The following is a 17957-nucleotide window of genomic DNA, read 5'->3' on the forward strand; positions in this document are numbered from 1 at the left end:
ATTCCATGTCCCGTCTGTTAACATTAATCTTGGCATGTAGGTTCGGTGTAAAGTTTTCTGGCGAATTCAATTATACCTTATCTTCATGCTGTTTGTTTTTCATACCACAAAGATCAACACGCCCTAAATTATACGGTTACGTTTACGATAAATGGAGCCGTCGACACGATGATAGATGGGAAGACTTTTCTACCGATCAATCGGCAACTGGTGCTATTAGCGTAATTTGGGGCGTAGGTGCTACGCATAAAAAAGACAATCTAATATTAGAGGCTGAATATTTAAATTCGCACAATTATTTAAGTAAAATCGGGTTAAAAATCAGTTACGACATTAAGCTTGAGCAAAGTAAGTTAACCCTTTCAACTGGCATATTTACCTCACAAGATGATGGTGATTTATTTGTAACAGGCGCAGAGGGTGGTGATTTAGATGATGAAGATGCACCTGGTGCATTAACAGGTTTAACCAAAAGTGAAAACGATGGGTTTGCCTATTACCTAGATGCCGATTGGAAAAAAGATATTTGGAGTGTAGGTGCGGCATTTACTAAAGTAAGTGATGCTTGGATTGAAGATAATTTCAGTGGCGACCATGGTACAAACCCATTTCCAACTCGCTCATTAATTGGTGCCGATTTAACAAACCAAAATGAAACATCATGGCAAGCTCGTTTAGGAATTGATTTGAAAGCAGTATCGCCTGGCTTAACAACTAAATTTTACTACACAGACGGCAGCGATGCTGAAAATTCTGCATTGGGTAAGTTAGGTGGTACAGCCGACGAAAAATATTGGGCTGTAGATACTCGCTATAAAGTTGAGAAAATAAAAGGCTTAAGCTTACGTTGGTTATTTGTAGATTATACAACCGAAAAATCAGGCAGTGTTGATGGTGTTAAAGGCGACAGAGCCGACCACCGAGTTTATGTAGATTACACTATTAAATTTTAACATGACTTTTAATAAGCCAATGCAAATTTTATGCATTGGTTTTGTTTCCTTTTTTCATTATCTTTATGATAAAACTAACAAATCAATAATAAAAATTAAGCTAATATATGTTTTCTCTTCAACAGTGGCAATCACAGGGTCAATTTACTCAAATTAGTGGCCATCAAATTTTTACTAAAACAGCTGGTGATATAACTAAGCCTGCGCTGCTTTTAATACATGGCTTTCCAAGTGCTAGTTGGGACTGGGAAGGTATGTGGCAAACCCTTAGTGAACATTATTTTGTAATTACACTCGATATGCTAGGTTTTGGTTTGTCAGATAAACCTAAAAATGCAGGCTATAAAATTACTGAACAAGCCGACTTATATACTCAATTTTTAAAAACGTTAAATATTAATGATATACATATTTTAGCTCATGACTATGGCGATACTGTGGCTCAAGAGTTATTAGCAAGGCAAGTCGTTAGCCAAAGTGACTTTAAAATAAACAGTGTGTGCTTTTTAAATGGTGGGTTATTTCCTGAGGTGCATAAACCCTTATTTATACAAAAGCTTTTACTTTCAAAGCTAGGTTGGATAGTGCCAAAATTAATGAATAAACAAAAATTTGCCAATAATCTACTTACTATTTTTGGTAAAAGTACACCGCCTTCAAAACAAGTGGTAGACACACTTTGGGAGCTGCTAATTTATAAAGATGGCTTAGCCATAATGCCCAAACTTATTAGTTATATAAAGCAGAGGCAGCAAAACCGAGCACGCTGGGTTGGTGCCACCATAAATAGCAATATACCACTTACGTTTATAGCAGGCGCAGAAGACCCCATCTCTGGTAAGCATATGATTGAGCATTATAAAAAGCTTATTCCCAATGCGCGCGTACAAGAGTTTGTAGAGCTTGGGCATTATCCGCAAGTAGAAAATCCAGATGCAATTACACAGGCTTATTTGAATTTTAGATATTGCCAATAAAAACGCGGCTACTAAATTGAGTGCCGCGTTTATAAATTTTAGAACTCTGAGTATTTAGGCTTTGAACCTTAATATTTTTGCTTTGGCGCTTTTAATTGTTTTTCAAACTCATCTGAAAACAATATCGTGCCATCATCTTCCTCTGTAGGGAAGGCAGCAATAAGTAAGTCATCTTCCTCAAGACCCGGTGTCCAGCGACTAAACCAGTCAGCAAGTGGGATTGCTTTAGCGCTGCAGCCAGCCCATTCGCCAGTTGCCCATGCTTCTGCAAATTCACGAGTTGGCCAAACTGGCACACAGTCGTCATCTTCGTTGGCAAGCATAACGCAGCCATCATCATCGTTTAAAATCCATACTTGCTTGAACTGTTGTACGGTTTCGAACATATAGGCTAGGCGTTTTTTTGCTCCAAGCCCTAAAATTACTGCTTGTTCTTCGCTTAAATTTGGCGTTGTCATAATTAGCTCACTCTTAATTACTATATCTAAATTATATGCACACAAGTATATCGAGTTATATGACAGAGTGTTGAAAAGTTGCTATTTAATTTCAGCAATGCAGATCTAATTTGTATATTGAACAGTATAAGTCAAAACTAATTTGAGCGATCATTCAAAATAAGCTTGAATGTTTGTAAAAAGGCCACATTGTAGTAAGCATATACTTAATGAAGGATTGAAAAATGACTACTGATCTACTTGCTCCGTTTAAACTAAATAATACGATTGAGCTTAAAAACCGCGTACTTATGGCACCATTAACGCGTTGTATGGCTGACGATAACTTAGTGCCAACACAAGATATGGTTGAATATTATGCTCGCCGTGCCGAAACCGGTTTAATTATTAGCGAAGCAACTATTATTCGTCCAGATGCGCAAGGTTACCCAAATACACCGGGTTTATTTACCAGTGAGCAAATTCAAGGTTGGAAAAAAGTAACAGACGCAGTGCACGCTAATGGCGGCAAAATGTTTGCACAGCTTTGGCATGTTGGCCGTGTTGCACATCCTCACTTTTTTGATGGCGATGTACTGGCACCATCGGCAATTGGCGTTGAAGGCTCTGTACCTCGTATGCGTGAGCTTACTTACATTACGCCAAAAGCAGCCACAACCGATGATATTAAAGGTCTAGTAGCTGATTACGCAAAAGCGGCAGAAAATGCGATTGAAGCGGGTTTTGACGGGGTAGAAATTCACAGTGCTAACGGGTATTTGATTGACCAGTTTTTACATTACGCTGCAAATACACGCAGCGACGAATACGGTCAAACGCCTGAAAATATGTCGCGTTTTGCACTAGAAGTAACCGATGCAGTTATCGCCGCTGTAAGTAATGAGCGTACTGCTTTACGTGTTACACCGGGTGCTTATTTTAATATGAGCGAAGATAACCGTGATAAAGCGGTATTTGATTACTTATTACCAGAGCTTGAGAAGAGAGATTTAGCATACTTACACGGCGGTATTTTTGACGACAGTACAGCGTTTGAGTCGCTTGAAGGTAAAACGACGTCTGAATTTTTACGTGCAGGCTACAAAGGTACATTAGTAGGCGTAGGCAGCTATACTTTTGAGTCAGCAAAAGAAGCAATTAACGATGCTAAGTTTGATTTAATCGCGATTGGTCGCCCACTTATCGCAAACCCAGATTACATTAGCAAAATTGCAAACGGTGAAGAGTTAGTACCTTACAGCGATGAAATGCTAGCTGAATTAAAATAAATTACTATTTGTAATAAGTTCTAGAAAATAATTAAGGCACCCAAAGCTAAACCTTTGGGTGTCTTTTTTTGTACATATTCTCGCCATAAATCTTCCATATTTGTTTAACCTTTATGTAAATAAAGTTCATCCTCGTTGTCATATTTAAAATTCATACTGTGCTCGTTTTCATATTACATAATTAAAACTAAACGGGACAACAATGTACGCTTTAAAAAACAAATCGCTATTGAGCATGGCTATTGCCATGACTGTATCAACATCTACTTATGCTAACGACAGCACCATAGAAGAAGTAACCGTTGTAGCTAAACCAACGAGCTACGCTAACAATGTTATTGAGCCTGCAATGCTTGAGCAGCAAAGTTCGGTATCGAGCATATTATCGGTTATTGATAACTTACCAGGTATTAGCATAAACGAAGGTGATGCATTTGGTGGCGACGATTGGTCTACTACAATCACTATGCGTGGTTTTAGTATTGACTCAAACCAACAACAATTAGGTATGACTGTTGATGGTATTCCCAATGGTGGTTCTAATTATGGTGGCGGTGCTAAAGCTAATCGTTACTTGGAGAGCGAAAATTTAGCAACGGTAGAGGTTGGTCAAGGGACGTCTGACATTAAATCGGCTTCACTAGAAGCGCTTGGCGGTACATTTAATTTTGTAAGTAAAGCACCAAGTTTAGATAAAAGCACCACTTTTGCTTATACCTCAGGCAGTCACGATGCCACACGCTATTACGTTAAGCACGAAACAGGTACGATTTTTAATAACACACAAGCGTATGTAAGTTACTCGCAAACCGATACAAGCCGCTGGATTGGTTCAGGCAGTAATGGGGGCAAAGACAACCAACACGCAGAGCTTAAGTTTGTATCTAATTTTGACGATTTAACACTTACTGGTCGTTTATCTTACGATGATGTAAGCGAGACAAACTATAACAGCGTAAGCCTTGAGCAGTTTGAACAAACACCCGATTGGGATCAGCTAACATGGAATTGGACAGGAGTTCCGCATTTTGACCAAATGTTTGCAGAAGGTTGGGGAACGCTTCGTGAAAATACCTTAGGCTATTTAAAATTTGAATACGCTATTTCGCCAACTTCATTATTAACTGTTAGCCCTTATTATCATAAAAATTCAGGTCGCGGCGATTGGATCCCACCTTATTTAACAACGCCGGTTGATGAAAATGGCAACCCAACAACCGAGGGTGGCACTAATGCAGGCTCTTATGGTTTTGCTGATAGTGAAGGCAACCCGCTTGCACCCAATGCCGATTGTACGCAAAGTTTGAGCTGGCCATGGGAGTCGGGTCCTGGTTTAAATCCTGCGTGTTACGATGCAACAGCAACGCCTGTTATGTCTTACCGCCACACGCATTACAACAAAGATCGTTTAGGTGTAACGGCAAATTACCAAGCTACATTTGGTGATCACGATATCGAAGCGGGCTTTTGGTATGAGCAAAGCGAACGTGATGAATCGCGTGATTGGCACAAAGTAATTGATGCGCGTATTTATCATCACTTTGATAGCACGCCTTACTGGACACAATACAAAAACACTTTTGATACCGATACATTCAAATGGTACCTACAAGACTCGATTAATTTTGGCGACTTAACATTAAATATTGGTGCAAAACAATATTTAGTTGAATTACAAAAATACGACCACTTTGCTAACGAAAGATCAGATAAAGTAGATAGCGACTCAGACGTGTTATTTAGTGGTGGTGTATTGTATCAGCTAAATAACAGCACAGAATTATTTGCTAGTTACAGCGAGAATTTTTCAGCAATAAAAGACGGTGTACTTGAGCGAGATAGCTCAACACTTATAAACATAGAGCCAGAAACTGCCGACAACATCGACTTTGGTGTACGTTACCAAGCCGACAGATTAACCCTTACAGCAACGGCTTACAGTGTTAAGTTTGATAACCGCATTACCTTTATTGCCCCTGGTAGTGGCACAGATGGGATTGATTACACCATTGGTACAAATGGCTCGTACGTAAATGTAGGGGGTATTGACTCAAATGGGCTTGAGCTTGCAGCAAGCTATATGTTAACACCAAGCTGGAGCGTGTACTCGTCGTATACTAATAGCAGTTCTGAGTATTCATCCGATGATCCAAATGCATACGATTCACAGGGTGTAATATTAAGAGATGAAAGTGGTAATGAGGTAGCACCGAGCTTTAGAAAAGGCGACAGCATAATAGATTCATCAGAAGATTTATTTGTGGTATCTACCGATTACTTTAGCGATGGCTTTCGTGTTGGTTTATCGGCTAAATACACTGGTGAGCGCTTAGGTGCATGGCAAGACGAAGATACTCGCACGCGTAATAAAGTAGACGGCTACACCGTACTTGATTTTAATGCAGGTTATTCAACTGACGTAGATGCAGGCCCGTTTAAAGCCATTGACGTATCGTTTGTTGTTTATAACGTTACTGACAAAAGCTACTTAGCAGGTGGTACTGGTAACGGCGCTACTTATTACATTGGCGCGCCACGCACCGCAGCAGTTACATTTACCGCTGACTTTTAATTAAGTTTTAGTAATTGAATTAAAATAAAGCCCATCATTGATGGGCTTTATTATATGAAAGGGCGCAAAACGCGATGAAAACGATTTTAAAAGTAACACTATTTAGCTTAAGTGTATTAGCGAGTAACTTTGCAGCAGCAGCGCAAAATGTAGTGCTGGTAACGCTTGATGGAGTACGCTGGCAAGAAGTATTTAATGGGGCTGATAATAGCTTAATTAATAATACTGATTTTGTTAAAAAGCCAGAGCAATTAAAGACCCAGTTTTGGGCAAAAACAGCAAATGAGCGCCAGCAATTACTAATGCCTTTTTTAACGCAAGTAGTGGCTAAACAAGGCGTAATTATTGGCGATAGAGCTAACGGCTCTACTATGTCGGTAAGTAACCCGTGGTATTTTTCATACCCTGGTTACAACGAAATACTCACCGGTGAAGTTGACGAAAGTATAAATAGTAACAACAAAGTGCTCAACCCAAATAAAACTATTTTAGAGCGTTTAGATAAGTTACCTGAGTTTAAAGGTAGCACAGCCTTATTTGGTAGTTGGGATGTATTCCCATACATTGTAAATACTAAGCGCAGTAACGTGTATGTAAATGCAGGTTTTATGTCAATTGAAGAGAGTTTATTCACCGATGCGCCGCTGTTAAATGCGCTACAAAGTGAAATCCCCAGTCCTTGGTATAACGTACGACTAGACAGTTTTACATATCGCTTTGCTAAAGCGTATATGTTGGCTAAAAAGCCTAAGTTGTTAGTGATAAGTTTAGGCGAAACCGATGACTTTGCGCATGATGGTCATTACGATCAATACCTTAAATCGGCAAGGCAAAGTGACGCTTTTATAAAAGACTTATGGGCAACTATTCAAACTACAGCGGGTTATAAAAATAACACCACACTAATTATTACTACTGATCACGGCCGTGGCAATAATGCCAATGATTGGCAACATCACAGCTCTAAACGTGCACTTGCTGAGCTAGAGTTAGGTGAAAATACCTACCCAGAAGGAATTGTCGGCTCTGAACATATTTGGCTTGCAGCCATTGGCCCCGCAATAAAAGGTAGTGGCTTAATTAAAACTAAAAATGAGCTTAAACAAGCGCAAATAGCGGCGACCGTTTTAAAGGCGCTTGGGCAGAATCCAAATGAAATAAATTCAAATATGGCGCCTGCTATTAGCGAGATTTTAAAATGAAGAACCTATTAAAACCATTAACCCTATTTGCCTTGGTGTTGAGTTTGGTTATTAGTACAGGTGTTACTGCCGCGCCATCTAAAATTCTATTTGGTTCGTGTGGGCATCAAGATAAAAAGATACCCATATTTAATGCAATTAACAAAGAGAAAGGCGATTTGTTTATATTTTTGGGTGACAATATTTACGGCGATACCAACGATATGGATGTACTTGCCGATAAGTACCAACGTTTAGGGGCAAAGCCTGGTTTTAAAACGTTAAAAGCGCAAACGCCTATCATTGCTATGTGGGATGACCACGATTATGGCCAAAACGATGCAGGTAAAGAGTATCCGCATAAAGAGCAATCACGCCAAATTATGCTTAATTTTTGGGATGAACCTGTAAACTCAGCGCGTCGCACTCGTCCTGATGGAATTTATACCTCGTACATGTATGGTGAAAATGAGCAAACCATACAAGTAATAATGCCTGATTTACGTTGGAACCGTGATGCGCTAAACCATGTAGGTGAGCTTGAATACTACACTAAGCGCAAACTTAATAACCAAGGCCCGTATAGTCCTAGTGAAGTGAAGGGCGCATCAATGCTAGGTGAAGCCCAGTGGCAATGGCTTGAACAAGAGCTTAAAAAGCCTGCTGCAATAAAATTGATTGCCTCAAGCTTACAGCTTTTACCCGATTTTACAGGTTGGGAGTCATGGGCAAACTTTCCTGAAGATAGAAACCGTTTATTTGCATTGATTAAAAAGCATAAGGTAAATGGGGTAGTGATCATCAGCGGCGATACGCACTGGGGTGAAATATCAAAGTATCAGCAAAACCTTGATTACCCATTAATTGAGATGACCAGCTCTGGCTTAACTGAAAAGTGGAAAGATGTAAGCCCTAACAAACACCGAGTAGGGAATTTTACTCATAACGTAAATTATGGTGATTTAAGCATAGACTGGCAGCAAATTGACCCCACTATTTCACTTAAATTAAAAGGCATTGATGGCGAAGTAATAATGCAAAGTGACTTTAGTTTATCAAGTATTAGCCCTTATAAATAAACTCACTACTACGCACAGTATATAAAATAGATGCTGTGCGTATAAAATCTGTAAGTTAGTTCTTAACTCTCTGATTTATTAAAGCCAATTACCCGTTTGCGCTACCCCTAATATTGAAAATATCTTACACTGGTTTTATCTCAAGCAAGGTCAGTGTTATATGCTAAATATTATTCAATCAAACCGGATGGAAGCCCTGCAAGCGCAGTTCCACCAGCTGTTAAAAGTAAACCCATTGCAAAGCCCGTTCGACAAAGAAGTAGTGCTAGTGCAATCGCCGGGTATGTCGCAGTGGTTAAAAATAGGTTTAAGCGAAAACTTAGGGGTTGCAGCGCAGGTCGATTTTCCGCTGCCATCGAGCTTTATTTGGCAGTTGTATCAGCAATTGCTGCCAAATGTCCCTAAAGAGTCGGCGTTTAATAAACCTAATCTTGCTTGGAAACTGTTTGCAATTTTACCAAACTGTATTGACGAGCCATTATATTTATCGCTAAAAACCTATTTAGAGGGCGATGTTGACGGGCAAAAAACCTTTGCGTTATGCGAAAAAATAGCCGATGTGTACGACCAATATTTAATGTACCGACCGCACTGGATAGCCACATGGGATAGCGGCAAAGATGAGCTTGATGACGTAGATGTAACCATTGCCCCATGGCAGCCTGACTTATGGCGACGCATTGTAAAACTAAGCCAAGAACTTGGGCAAAGCCAATTTCATCGCGCTAATATGCAAGGGCAGTTACTTGCAGCACTTGAGACTATGGACAATAGCATACTGCCACAACGCATTAGCTTATTTGGTATATCGGCGATTGCCAGCTCCCAGCTAGACGTATTTGAAGCGCTGAGTAAAAAAACAGAGGTTATATTATTCTTTTTTAACCCGAGTGAGCATTACTGGGGCGATATTATAGATGAAAAAACAGCAGCTAAAATAAGCGCTAAATACGCTAAAATGCCGCTGGTGGAAGCGCAACAAAAAAAACACACCAACCCAGATGAAGAATACTACTTTATAGGTAATCCGTTGTTATCGTCGTGGGGTAAATTAGGTCGCGACTATTTTGAGCAACTCGTACAGCTAGATGCTCGTTGGATTGATGGCTTTATTGATGTGTTTGACGACACCTTACTAGGGCAAGTACAAAGCGAGATTTATCAGCTTGCATTTAAAGGCGAATCACTGACCGATAATAAAGAGTGGTTTATAAACGACGAAGGTAAGTTACCAATCAGCGCAACCGACACCAGCATTACGCTCAGCGATTGCCATACACCGCTCAGAGAAGTTGAGCGCTTGCACGACTACTTACTTAACTTATTTAATCAAAACCCAACGCTTACCCCCAAAGACATAATTGTCATGATGCCCGATGTAGGCACTTACAGCCCCTACATTGAAGCCGTATTTGGCGGGGCACAAGGCAGCCGCTTTATTCCTTATGCATTGGCCGATTTAGCCATAGAGCAAGAAAAGCCCGTCCTTAGCTCATTTACGAGTTTAGCTAACTTACCGTTTTCGCGCTTTGGTGTGTCGGATATTCTCGATTTATTACAAGTGACGCAAATAGCCGAAAAATTTGGGCTTGAAGCGCACGAATACGAGCAAATTCAATACTGGCTTGAACGTGTAGGCGTTAAATGGGGTATAAACGCAGCGCATAAAAGCAGCTTTGATTTACCCGCTATCGATTTAAATACCTGGCAACATGGGCTCAACCGTTTACTGCTTGGTATAGCCATGCGCGACGAACAATGCCCGTTTAACGGTATTTACAGCGCTGATGAAGTAGAAGGCATGGCGCTTGATACACTCAACAAGCTCGTGCACTTTATTGATGTACTGCAAAGCTTTAAAGAGCAGCTAACGCCTGATGACACGCTCACTAATAAAGCGCATATTTTAAGCGAGCTATTAAACGCCATATACGAAAGTGAAAGCGACGACAGCTGGGATTTATTAGTACTTCAAAACGTGCTCGAAGAGTTACAAAAACACCACGACAACGGCGATTACAGTAAAGCGGTTTCGCAGCGTATTGTTAGTTACTTAGTTAAACAAGGCATTCAAGAAAAAGGCGTAGGGCAGCGGTTTTTGGTTGGGCAAGTAAACTTTTGTACGCTTATGCCCATGCGCGCCGTGCCATTTAAAGTAGTGTGTATGCTGGGCTTAAACGATGCCGACTACCCGCGTAACGTACAACCCATTGGTTTTGACTTGGTGCCTTATTCTAAAAAGCAAAAAGGTGACCGATCACGTAAATTAGATGACCGCTACTTATTTTTAGAAGCACTACTGAGTGCCCGCGACAACTTATACATGAGTTACATTGGTCGCTCGTGTTTTGATAACCAACCGCGCATGCCATCAACGCTTGTAAGTGAGCTTTTAGAATATATTGGGCGTAGTTTTGTATTAAGCGAAAAGAGTGAAAAAACGCTGCCCGCATGTCTAATTAATCAGCAGCATTTACAGCCCTTTAATAGCCATTACTATTTAGCCGATGAGCAAGCAAATACTGTGCTGAGCAACCACAGTTACAATCCAATTTGGCTGCCAAGTGAGTCAATTAAACCAGAGCCAGTTATTGCGCTTGATGTGACTGTGCCAGATCAGCTAGATCTTGATGTGTTTATTAGAAGTGTGTGCAGCGCACAAGAGAGCTTTTATCAACAAACATTGGGCTTACGCCTGCCACAATTTAACGAAGTAGCAAAAGACGAAGAACCCTTTAGCCTAGATGCGCTGCGCCGTTATTTTTACCTTGATGAAATACTTAAAGCCAATATAAACGAGCAACCCCTAAGTACCGAGCAAATACTGCAGCGGGGTGAGTTACCTCAAGCCAATGTAGGCAGCCTCATATTTGAGAGTATGGAGCACCGAGTTGACGCGCTTGCAGGGCAAGTAAGAGAGCACATTAAAGGCGGAAAAAGTGAGCCGATAGAAGTTTTGCTTACCATTGAAGGCACCAAAGTAGAGGGCTGGCTCAATCATGTTTATTTGCAAAAACAAGTGTTTTACCGCAGTGCGAGTATTAAAGCGAAAGATTTAATTAAAGGCTTTATTTATCACCTCGCAGCGCAAAGTATGGATCAACAAGTAGAAACATTGTTACTTGGACTCGATAAGCAAATTACCTTTGCGCCAATTAATAAAGCTGATGCCGATGCATTGTTACTTGATTGGTTTGAATTATACAAAGCGCTGCGCGCAGAGCCTGTGCCATTTTTTCCGGTAAGTGGTTATGAATACGTTAAAAGCGGCGGCGATATAACAAAAGCAATGAGCAAATTTAGCCCGCAATACATAGGGCGAGGCGAGGGCGAAAACCCGTATATTCGCTTAACGGTGCAATCGCTAAACGACTGCCAAGAAGAATTTATAAAATGGAGTGATAAATTGCTCACGCCTTTATTTGAACACGCAAAGGAGAGTGACCATGCAAGCGCTTAATCCTCTTACTATGCCGCTCATTGGTCAAAGTTTAATAGAAGCCAGTGCGGGTACTGGTAAAACTTATACAATTACGGGGCTGTATTTACGTTACTTACTAGGTATGCAAATAGAAGGTGAGTTAAATACGCCGCTCAGTGTTGAGCAAATTTTGGTAGTAACCTTTACCGACGCTGCCACTCAAGAAATTAAAGACCGCGTACGTAGCCGAATTATTGCTGCGCGCGACGCATTGCTTGGGCAAGACCCAAACGACGAACTCATTGAAGGCGTAATTGCCAAAATTGATGATAAGCACCGCGCGTTTGATTTGCTCGATGCAGCTGCTAAATCAATGGACGAAGCCGCTATTTTTACTATTCATGGCTTTTGTCAGCGGATGCTAAAACAACATGCGTTTGAGTCGGGAGTGGCGTTTAATCTCGAATTTATTTTAGATGAGCGCGACATATTACTTGAAACTATTAAAGATTTTTGGCGTGCGTTTGTATACCCACTTAATAAAGAACGCACCGATGCTATTTTAGATGTATTTGCCGCACCAGAGTCTTTATTCGCTCAAGTGGCGAGTATTTTAAACAAAGCTAATGCGCACATTACGCCACAAATAAATTTAGACGATGTGTGGAAAGCCCGTGACGAGTACATAACCCGTGTGCCTGCATTTAAAAAAGCGGTGTTAGAGCAAGAGTTTATCGGTGCTATTAAAGGCTCGGGTTTAAGCGGGTCTAAAACGCCAGCACGAAAAGGCAGCCTTGGTGCGCTTGAAGCATTTTGTTTAGGCGGCGATTTGTTTTTTGAATTTGGCACTAACAAGTATTCGTTTGAAGTGTGGAGTACAGAAAACCTAAGCGATGCAGGCAATTATAAAAAAAATCAGCCATTATTTGTGCATCCATTACTGAGTCAATTTGACGAGCTTGCCGCACTTAATAACAGCATAAACCAAGGGCTCAAAATAGCGGTTGTACAACATGCAGCGCGCTGGGTAAAAGCCGCAATAGTTAAGCGCAAGCAAGAGCAAAGCGTGATCACCCCAGATGATTTACTGACCAATTTACACAGTGCGCTTAATAACGAGCAAGGCGACGTACTGGCGCAAAAAATTGCGCAGTTGTTTCCGGTTGCTATGATTGATGAATTCCAAGATACCGATCCGATTCAGTACGGTATTTTTAGTAAAATTTATGGGCAACAAAATACCACACTTGCCATGATAGGCGACCCCAAGCAGGCTATTTATGGCTTTAGGGGCGCAGATATTTTTACGTATATTGGCGCAAAAGAAGCTGTACAGACTGATCAGCAATTTACGCTGGGTACTAACTTTCGCTCAAGCACCGATATAGTAAATAGTGTTAATAGTTTATTTGGCAAACACGCTAACAGCTTTATTTATAACGACGCCATACCGTTTAACGCAGTGGCTGCTAAAGGTAAAAAAGCGGAAGACTCTTTTTTAATTGATGGCAAACCCGCGACCGCATTCGAATTTAATGTATTTGTGGATGAAGCCGCCGATGAAAAAAACAAACCAACCAACAAAGGTGTAGGGCAAGCACATTTAGCCGCTCACTTTGCTAATAAAATAGTGACCCTGCTTGAAAAAGCAAAACAGGGGGATGCGTGTATTGGCAGTAATCCTGTAAGTGCTGCCGATATTTGTATATTAGTGCGCGACCGTGTTGAAGCGCAAATAATGAAAAAAGCGCTAAGCGAAGCCAAAATAGCGAGTGTGTATTTATCGCGCGAGAGCGTTTTTAGCCAAGAGCTTAGCCATCACCTGCTTAACTTTTTAACGGCGCTGCATGGGCAATATGACGAGTCACTGCTGCGCGGTGTTTTAGCTGGTCCGCTATTTTGTCTAAGTTATAACGAAATACATGCACTCGCCGATGATGAAAATAAATGGCAAGACTACTTAAACTTTTTTGCACAACTTAGTCATATTTGGAACAAGCAAGGCGCTATGGCAATGCTTGAGCGTTTAATGAGCCATAATCAGCTTAGCGCTAGATGGCAAGGTTTAGGGTATAACGTTGAGCGTTGGCTGACTGACTTTAGGCATTTGGGCGAAATACTTCAACAAAAACAAATAGAGCTTGAAGGCACGCTGCGTTTACTGCGCTGGTTTGCACAAAAGGTAAGCCAACAAGATGGTGAAACAGTACAAGTACGCCTAGAAAGTGACGCCAACTTAGTTAAAATTGTTACTATGCATGCCTCAAAAGGGCTAGAATACCCACTGGTATTTATGCCATTTGCCAGTGGCTATCGCGAAACTAAAGAAGCGCTTTATCACAATAATGGCAAGCTGATTTACGATTTAAGTAAAGACGAAGATGCCCTGCAAAAAGCAGAGCAAGAGCGTCTAGCTGAAGATTTACGCCTGCTGTATGTAGCACTTACTCGCGCCGTGCACTTTTGTGCGCTGGGTGTTTATAATATTGGGCAAGGGCAAAGTAGCCGCTTAGCTATGCAAAGTAGTGCACTAGGGCATGTGTTATTTGCAGGGCTTGAACTTGCCAGTAGCCAAACATGGCGTACGCATTTAAGTGAGTTTTGCGACGCTAATAGCGCGATGAGCTATCAGCAATTTACCTCACACACATTATTAGAGCAGGGAACACTTAGTTTTAATAATAGTAAAATTGCGCAGCAAACATTAAGTGTTAATAAAGTAACGGCAACTATTGAGCGTAACTGGCGAGCAACCAGCTTTAGCGCGTTGAGCTTTAAAAAGCACAGCGACCAATTAGCCCCAGGGCGAAGCGATGAAGATCATGAAAAAGACGAGTTTGCAGTGCAAGAGGACGAACTGCCATCACCTTATAGTTTTCCTAAAGGGCCAAAGCCCGGTAGTTGTTTGCACGAAATATTTGAACAAATAGATTTTACTAGCCCAATAGTCCACCCAACTAATACTGAGCAAAACTTATCGGAAGTTGTTAAGCGCTGCCTTGAAAAATACCACATAGGTGAGCAATGGCGAGAAGTGGCTGAAAAGTGGGTGCTCGATGTTCTTGCGTGCCCCCTAGATAACAGCTCTCTAGATAAGAGCCTTCTTTCATTGGGTGTACTTACACCAAGCGACTGCCTAGTCGAAATGGAGTTTAATTTACCACTTGAGAGCTTAAGTGCACCTAAGCTAAACGAAATGTTGGTTAAACATTTTGGTTTTACGCAAAGTAAGCTTGAATTTTCACAAGTAAAAGGCTTGTTAAAAGGCTTTGTCGATTTAATATTTTGCTACCAAGGCAAATATTATATTTTAGATTATAAGTCTAATTATTTAGGCAGTACGCCAGCTGATTACGAAGGCGATATGCTTGAGCAAGCGATGAGCAGTCATCAGTATCATTTACAGTATTTAATCTACACGGTAGCGCTGCATCGTTTATTAAAACAACGTATAGCTGATTACTCGATAGAAACCCATTTAGGCGGCGTGTATTACACGTTTTTACGTGGAATGCCGACAGGGCAAGGCGTGTACTTTAAAAAGCTAACTGAAGAACAAGTGATTATTTTAGATGGCTTATTTAGCCAAGGAGCTATGCTATGAGCGATTTAAATGAGCAACCTGGCTTGTTTGACGATATAGACGAGACACTTAATAATGAAGCCGCAGAGCCTCTTACTTCAAAAAATGTAGCACAAGATGCCCCATTAGAGGACATTGTGTTAAATAATACGATTACCGAAGTCCCGTTACTTGAGTATTTATTAGCGCAAAACCGACTGCGTGTAGTTGATGTGAAGCTCGCTGAATTACTGTGTGCTAATGACATTGAGCAAACTCACAATGAACTATTTTATATTATTTTATTGCTGTGCTTATCACAGCAAAGCCAGCATAGCTGCCTAACCTTAAATGAGGTTGACTGGAGCAATCCTTTTAACTTGCGCAAAAGTGACTTTAATAAACTCGATGGCAATGTACCCAGTACGCTAAGCCCGTTTAGTGATGATTTTAATGTACACACAGCGCTTAATTATTTACAAAGCCATGAAAGCGTGGGCGAAAATAAACCACTGCAGCTGTTTAACGAGCGACTTTATTTTGCGCGCCTTGCCGGTTATGAGCAAACACTCGCGGATAGACTATTAAGCATGAGCGAGCGAAAGCTCAATATTAATAATGAAGTATTGGCTGAACTTTTAAATACCTATTTTCCTGCTGATTCGACAATTGAAACTGATTGGCAAAAAGTGGCGTGTGCGATTGCGGCCACCAAAGGCTTTAGTGTGATCACGGGTGGCCCAGGTACAGGTAAAACTACCACAGTGACTAAGTTGCTGGCTATTTTGCAGTCACTTTATGAAACAGCACCCCTTAGTATTAAGCTGGTGGCCCCTACAGGTAAAGCCGCTGCAAGATTAAGTGAATCTATTTTAGGTGCCAAAAATAAGCTCACAACGATTCCTGATGATATAAAAACGCTGATCCCGCAAAGCGCTCAAACTATTCATCGCTTATTGGGTGTAAAACCGTTTACTAATAAATTTAGGCATAACAAAAGTAATCCGCTGCATTTAGATGTACTAATTATTGATGAAGCCAGTATGGTCGATTTATCGCTGATGGCTAAATTAATAGAAGCACTTCCTGCGCACGCGCGATTAATACTCCTAGGTGACAAAGATCAGCTTGCCTCGGTAGATACCGGCAGCGTAATGAGCGATTTATGCCAAGGTTTAACACTTGGGCAAACGCCAAGCTACTCGCAAGCACGTTGTGATGAGCTAAATAGCTTATGTTTTAATAATGAGCATAAGCTCGTAGCGCAAAGCGTGAGTGAATTTAAACTCGCAGATTGCATTGCCTTTTTACAACACAGTTATCGATTTGATGCACAAAGCGGCATTGGTCAACTCGCACTTGCGGTAAACACCAATAACACCGGTATTTTAAATTACGTAGAGCAAGAAAGTAGTGAAGGGCGCTTTAACGATGTAATTTTAGATTACGACTTTGTAGCAAAACCAATTGAAAAGCTTGTTAAAAGTGCAGCAAGTCATTATGCAAAATACCTTAACTTAATTGCCCAAGGTGCAGATGTTGCACAGGTGCATGCTGCTTTTGCTAGTTATCAGCTTTTAGCTGCGGTACGAGAGGGCGATTACGGCGTGCATAGCTTAAATCAGCGAATAGAGCGCGTATTGCAACAGCAAGGTTTAATAACAGTTAGCCCTAATACTCATCATTATACAGGCATGCCCATTATGGTGAGCCAAAACGATTACCAGCTTAAGTTATTTAACGGCGATATTGGTATTTTAATGCCCGATGAAAGCAATCAGCTCAAAGCCATATTTATTGACGAGCAAGGTAATCAACGAGCATTTTCGCCAGCACGACTCCCTGCACACGATAAAGTATACGTAATGACTATTCATAAATCACAAGGTTCAGAGTTTAGTTACACCGCTATGGTACTGCCACCGCTAAAACAAGCGCGCATGGGTATTAACAGGCAATTAGTGTATACGGGAATAACCCGCGCTAAAAATAAGTTTGAGCTGGTGGCTGACAAAAAAGTACTGCAACTAGCAATGAATAAAAGCGTATCAAGAGCATCTGGTTTATATGAAAGGTTACAATTTTAAGCTTAATTTGAATTTTTTATTAATAATTTAGCTTCAAACTGCTTGTTATTTATCGCGTTATTATAAATGTCTTCTATACTAAAGTTAATTTTATACTGAATGTATTCGGGCGTGTTGATCTTTGGTGGGTGAATTTGCAGTAGTGTGTTTGGTTTTTAGTCAAGGCAGAGCCTATGTAGTGTGGTATTCCCCATAAATAGGCGATAACGTAGTATAAATACCAAACATACGCTGCCCTTTGGGTTCTTTCTAGGGACGATTAACTCTTTGTTGCCTACATGGATGTAGGTAAGGGGCGTGAGCAGGACGCGGAAGCTTTGCTCGGTTTTTACTTATTCTTACATGGATGTAAGCCATTAGAATAACGCAGGAGCAGTTATCGAGCCCACTAGGTTACAA

Annotated in this window: 10 protein-coding genes; 9 read left to right on the forward strand and 1 reads right to left on the reverse strand. The window is 40.9% G+C overall.

The window, feature by feature from the left end:
* On the forward strand, positions 1 to 953 hold a 953-nt coding region (locus tag H4J63_RS02290), incomplete at its 5' end, for an OprD family porin (RefSeq protein WP_259365566.1).
* 107 nt (positions 954 to 1060) lie between these two features.
* Positions 1061 to 1930 carry an alpha/beta fold hydrolase gene (locus H4J63_RS02295; RefSeq protein WP_182194287.1) on the forward strand — a complete coding sequence of 290 codons (870 nt, stop codon included), beginning with the start codon at positions 1061 to 1063 and terminating at the stop codon, positions 1928 to 1930.
* A gap of 68 nt (positions 1931 to 1998) precedes the next feature.
* On the opposite strand, the gene H4J63_RS02300 is transcribed toward H4J63_RS02295, so the two are convergent.
* The gene (locus H4J63_RS02300; protein ID WP_138585855.1) at positions 1999 to 2388 is read right to left on the reverse strand and encodes a DUF2750 domain-containing protein; all 390 of its coding nucleotides are present in this window, start codon (positions 2386 to 2388) and stop codon (positions 1999 to 2001) included.
* Positions 2389 to 2612: 224 nt separating this feature from the next.
* Here H4J63_RS02300 and H4J63_RS02305 point away from each other — a divergent pair, with 224 nt between their 5' ends.
* The 7 genes from H4J63_RS02305 to recD all read left to right on the forward strand — a co-directional run bounded on the left by H4J63_RS02305 (position 2613) and on the right by recD (position 17558).
* A complete protein-coding gene (locus H4J63_RS02305) occupies positions 2613 to 3656 on the forward strand; it encodes an alkene reductase (RefSeq protein WP_182194290.1) in 1044 nt (347 codons plus the stop codon).
* Positions 3657 to 3858: 202 nt separating this feature from the next.
* Positions 3859 to 6228, forward strand: a complete 2370-nt coding sequence (locus H4J63_RS02310; RefSeq protein WP_182194293.1) for a TonB-dependent receptor domain-containing protein — start codon at positions 3859 to 3861, stop codon at positions 6226 to 6228.
* Between the two features lie 74 nt (positions 6229 to 6302).
* Entirely contained in the window at positions 6303 to 7430 is a 1128-nt protein-coding gene (locus H4J63_RS02315) for an alkaline phosphatase family protein (RefSeq protein ID WP_182194296.1), read from the forward strand.
* On the forward strand, positions 7427 to 8488 hold the full coding sequence (locus tag H4J63_RS02320; protein ID WP_182194299.1) for an alkaline phosphatase D family protein: 1062 nt from the start codon (positions 7427 to 7429) through the stop codon (positions 8486 to 8488). The genes H4J63_RS02315 and H4J63_RS02320 overlap by 4 nt, the downstream gene beginning before the upstream one ends.
* Positions 8489 to 8648: 160 nt before the next feature.
* Positions 8649 to 11948, forward strand: a complete 3300-nt coding sequence (gene recC, locus H4J63_RS02325) for an exodeoxyribonuclease V subunit gamma (RefSeq protein ID WP_182194302.1) — start codon at positions 8649 to 8651, stop codon at positions 11946 to 11948.
* Positions 11935 to 15513, forward strand: a complete 3579-nt coding sequence (gene recB, locus H4J63_RS02330) for an exodeoxyribonuclease V subunit beta (protein ID WP_182194305.1) — start codon at positions 11935 to 11937, stop codon at positions 15511 to 15513. The genes recC and recB overlap by 14 nt, the downstream gene beginning before the upstream one ends.
* Entirely contained in the window at positions 15510 to 17558 is a 2049-nt protein-coding gene (gene recD / locus H4J63_RS02335; RefSeq protein WP_182194308.1) for an exodeoxyribonuclease V subunit alpha, read from the forward strand. Before recB ends, recD begins: the two co-directional genes overlap by 4 nt.
* The last annotated feature ends 399 nt before the right edge of the window (positions 17559 to 17957 follow it).

Origin of the sequence: Pseudoalteromonas sp. 5Ae-yellow (assembly GCF_014077565.1) — a bacterium.
In the GTDB taxonomy this organism is placed as follows: Bacteria; Pseudomonadota; Gammaproteobacteria; order Enterobacterales; family Alteromonadaceae; genus Pseudoalteromonas.

What these genes read in the sequence shown, in the direction of transcription:
- recC (WP_182194302.1), top strand. Translation starts at nt 8,649, where the DNA reads ATGCTAAATATTATTCAATCAAACCGGATGGAAGCCCTGCAAGCGCAG.
- H4J63_RS02315 (WP_182194296.1), top strand. Translation starts at nt 6,303, where the DNA reads ATGAAAACGATTTTAAAAGTAACACTATTTAGCTTAAGTGTATTAGCG.
- recD (WP_182194308.1), top strand. Translation starts at nt 15,510, where the DNA reads ATGAGCGATTTAAATGAGCAACCTGGCTTGTTTGACGATATAGACGAG.
- H4J63_RS02310 (WP_182194293.1), top strand. Translation starts at nt 3,859, where the DNA reads ATGTACGCTTTAAAAAACAAATCGCTATTGAGCATGGCTATTGCCATG.
- H4J63_RS02295 (WP_182194287.1), top strand. Translation starts at nt 1,061, where the DNA reads ATGTTTTCTCTTCAACAGTGGCAATCACAGGGTCAATTTACTCAAATT.
- recB (WP_182194305.1), top strand. Translation starts at nt 11,935, where the DNA reads ATGCAAGCGCTTAATCCTCTTACTATGCCGCTCATTGGTCAAAGTTTA.
- H4J63_RS02305 (WP_182194290.1), top strand. Translation starts at nt 2,613, where the DNA reads ATGACTACTGATCTACTTGCTCCGTTTAAACTAAATAATACGATTGAG.
- H4J63_RS02300 (WP_138585855.1), bottom strand. Translation starts at nt 2,388, where the DNA reads ATGACAACGCCAAATTTAAGCGAAGAACAAGCAGTAATTTTAGGGCTT.
- H4J63_RS02320 (WP_182194299.1), top strand. Translation starts at nt 7,427, where the DNA reads ATGAAGAACCTATTAAAACCATTAACCCTATTTGCCTTGGTGTTGAGT.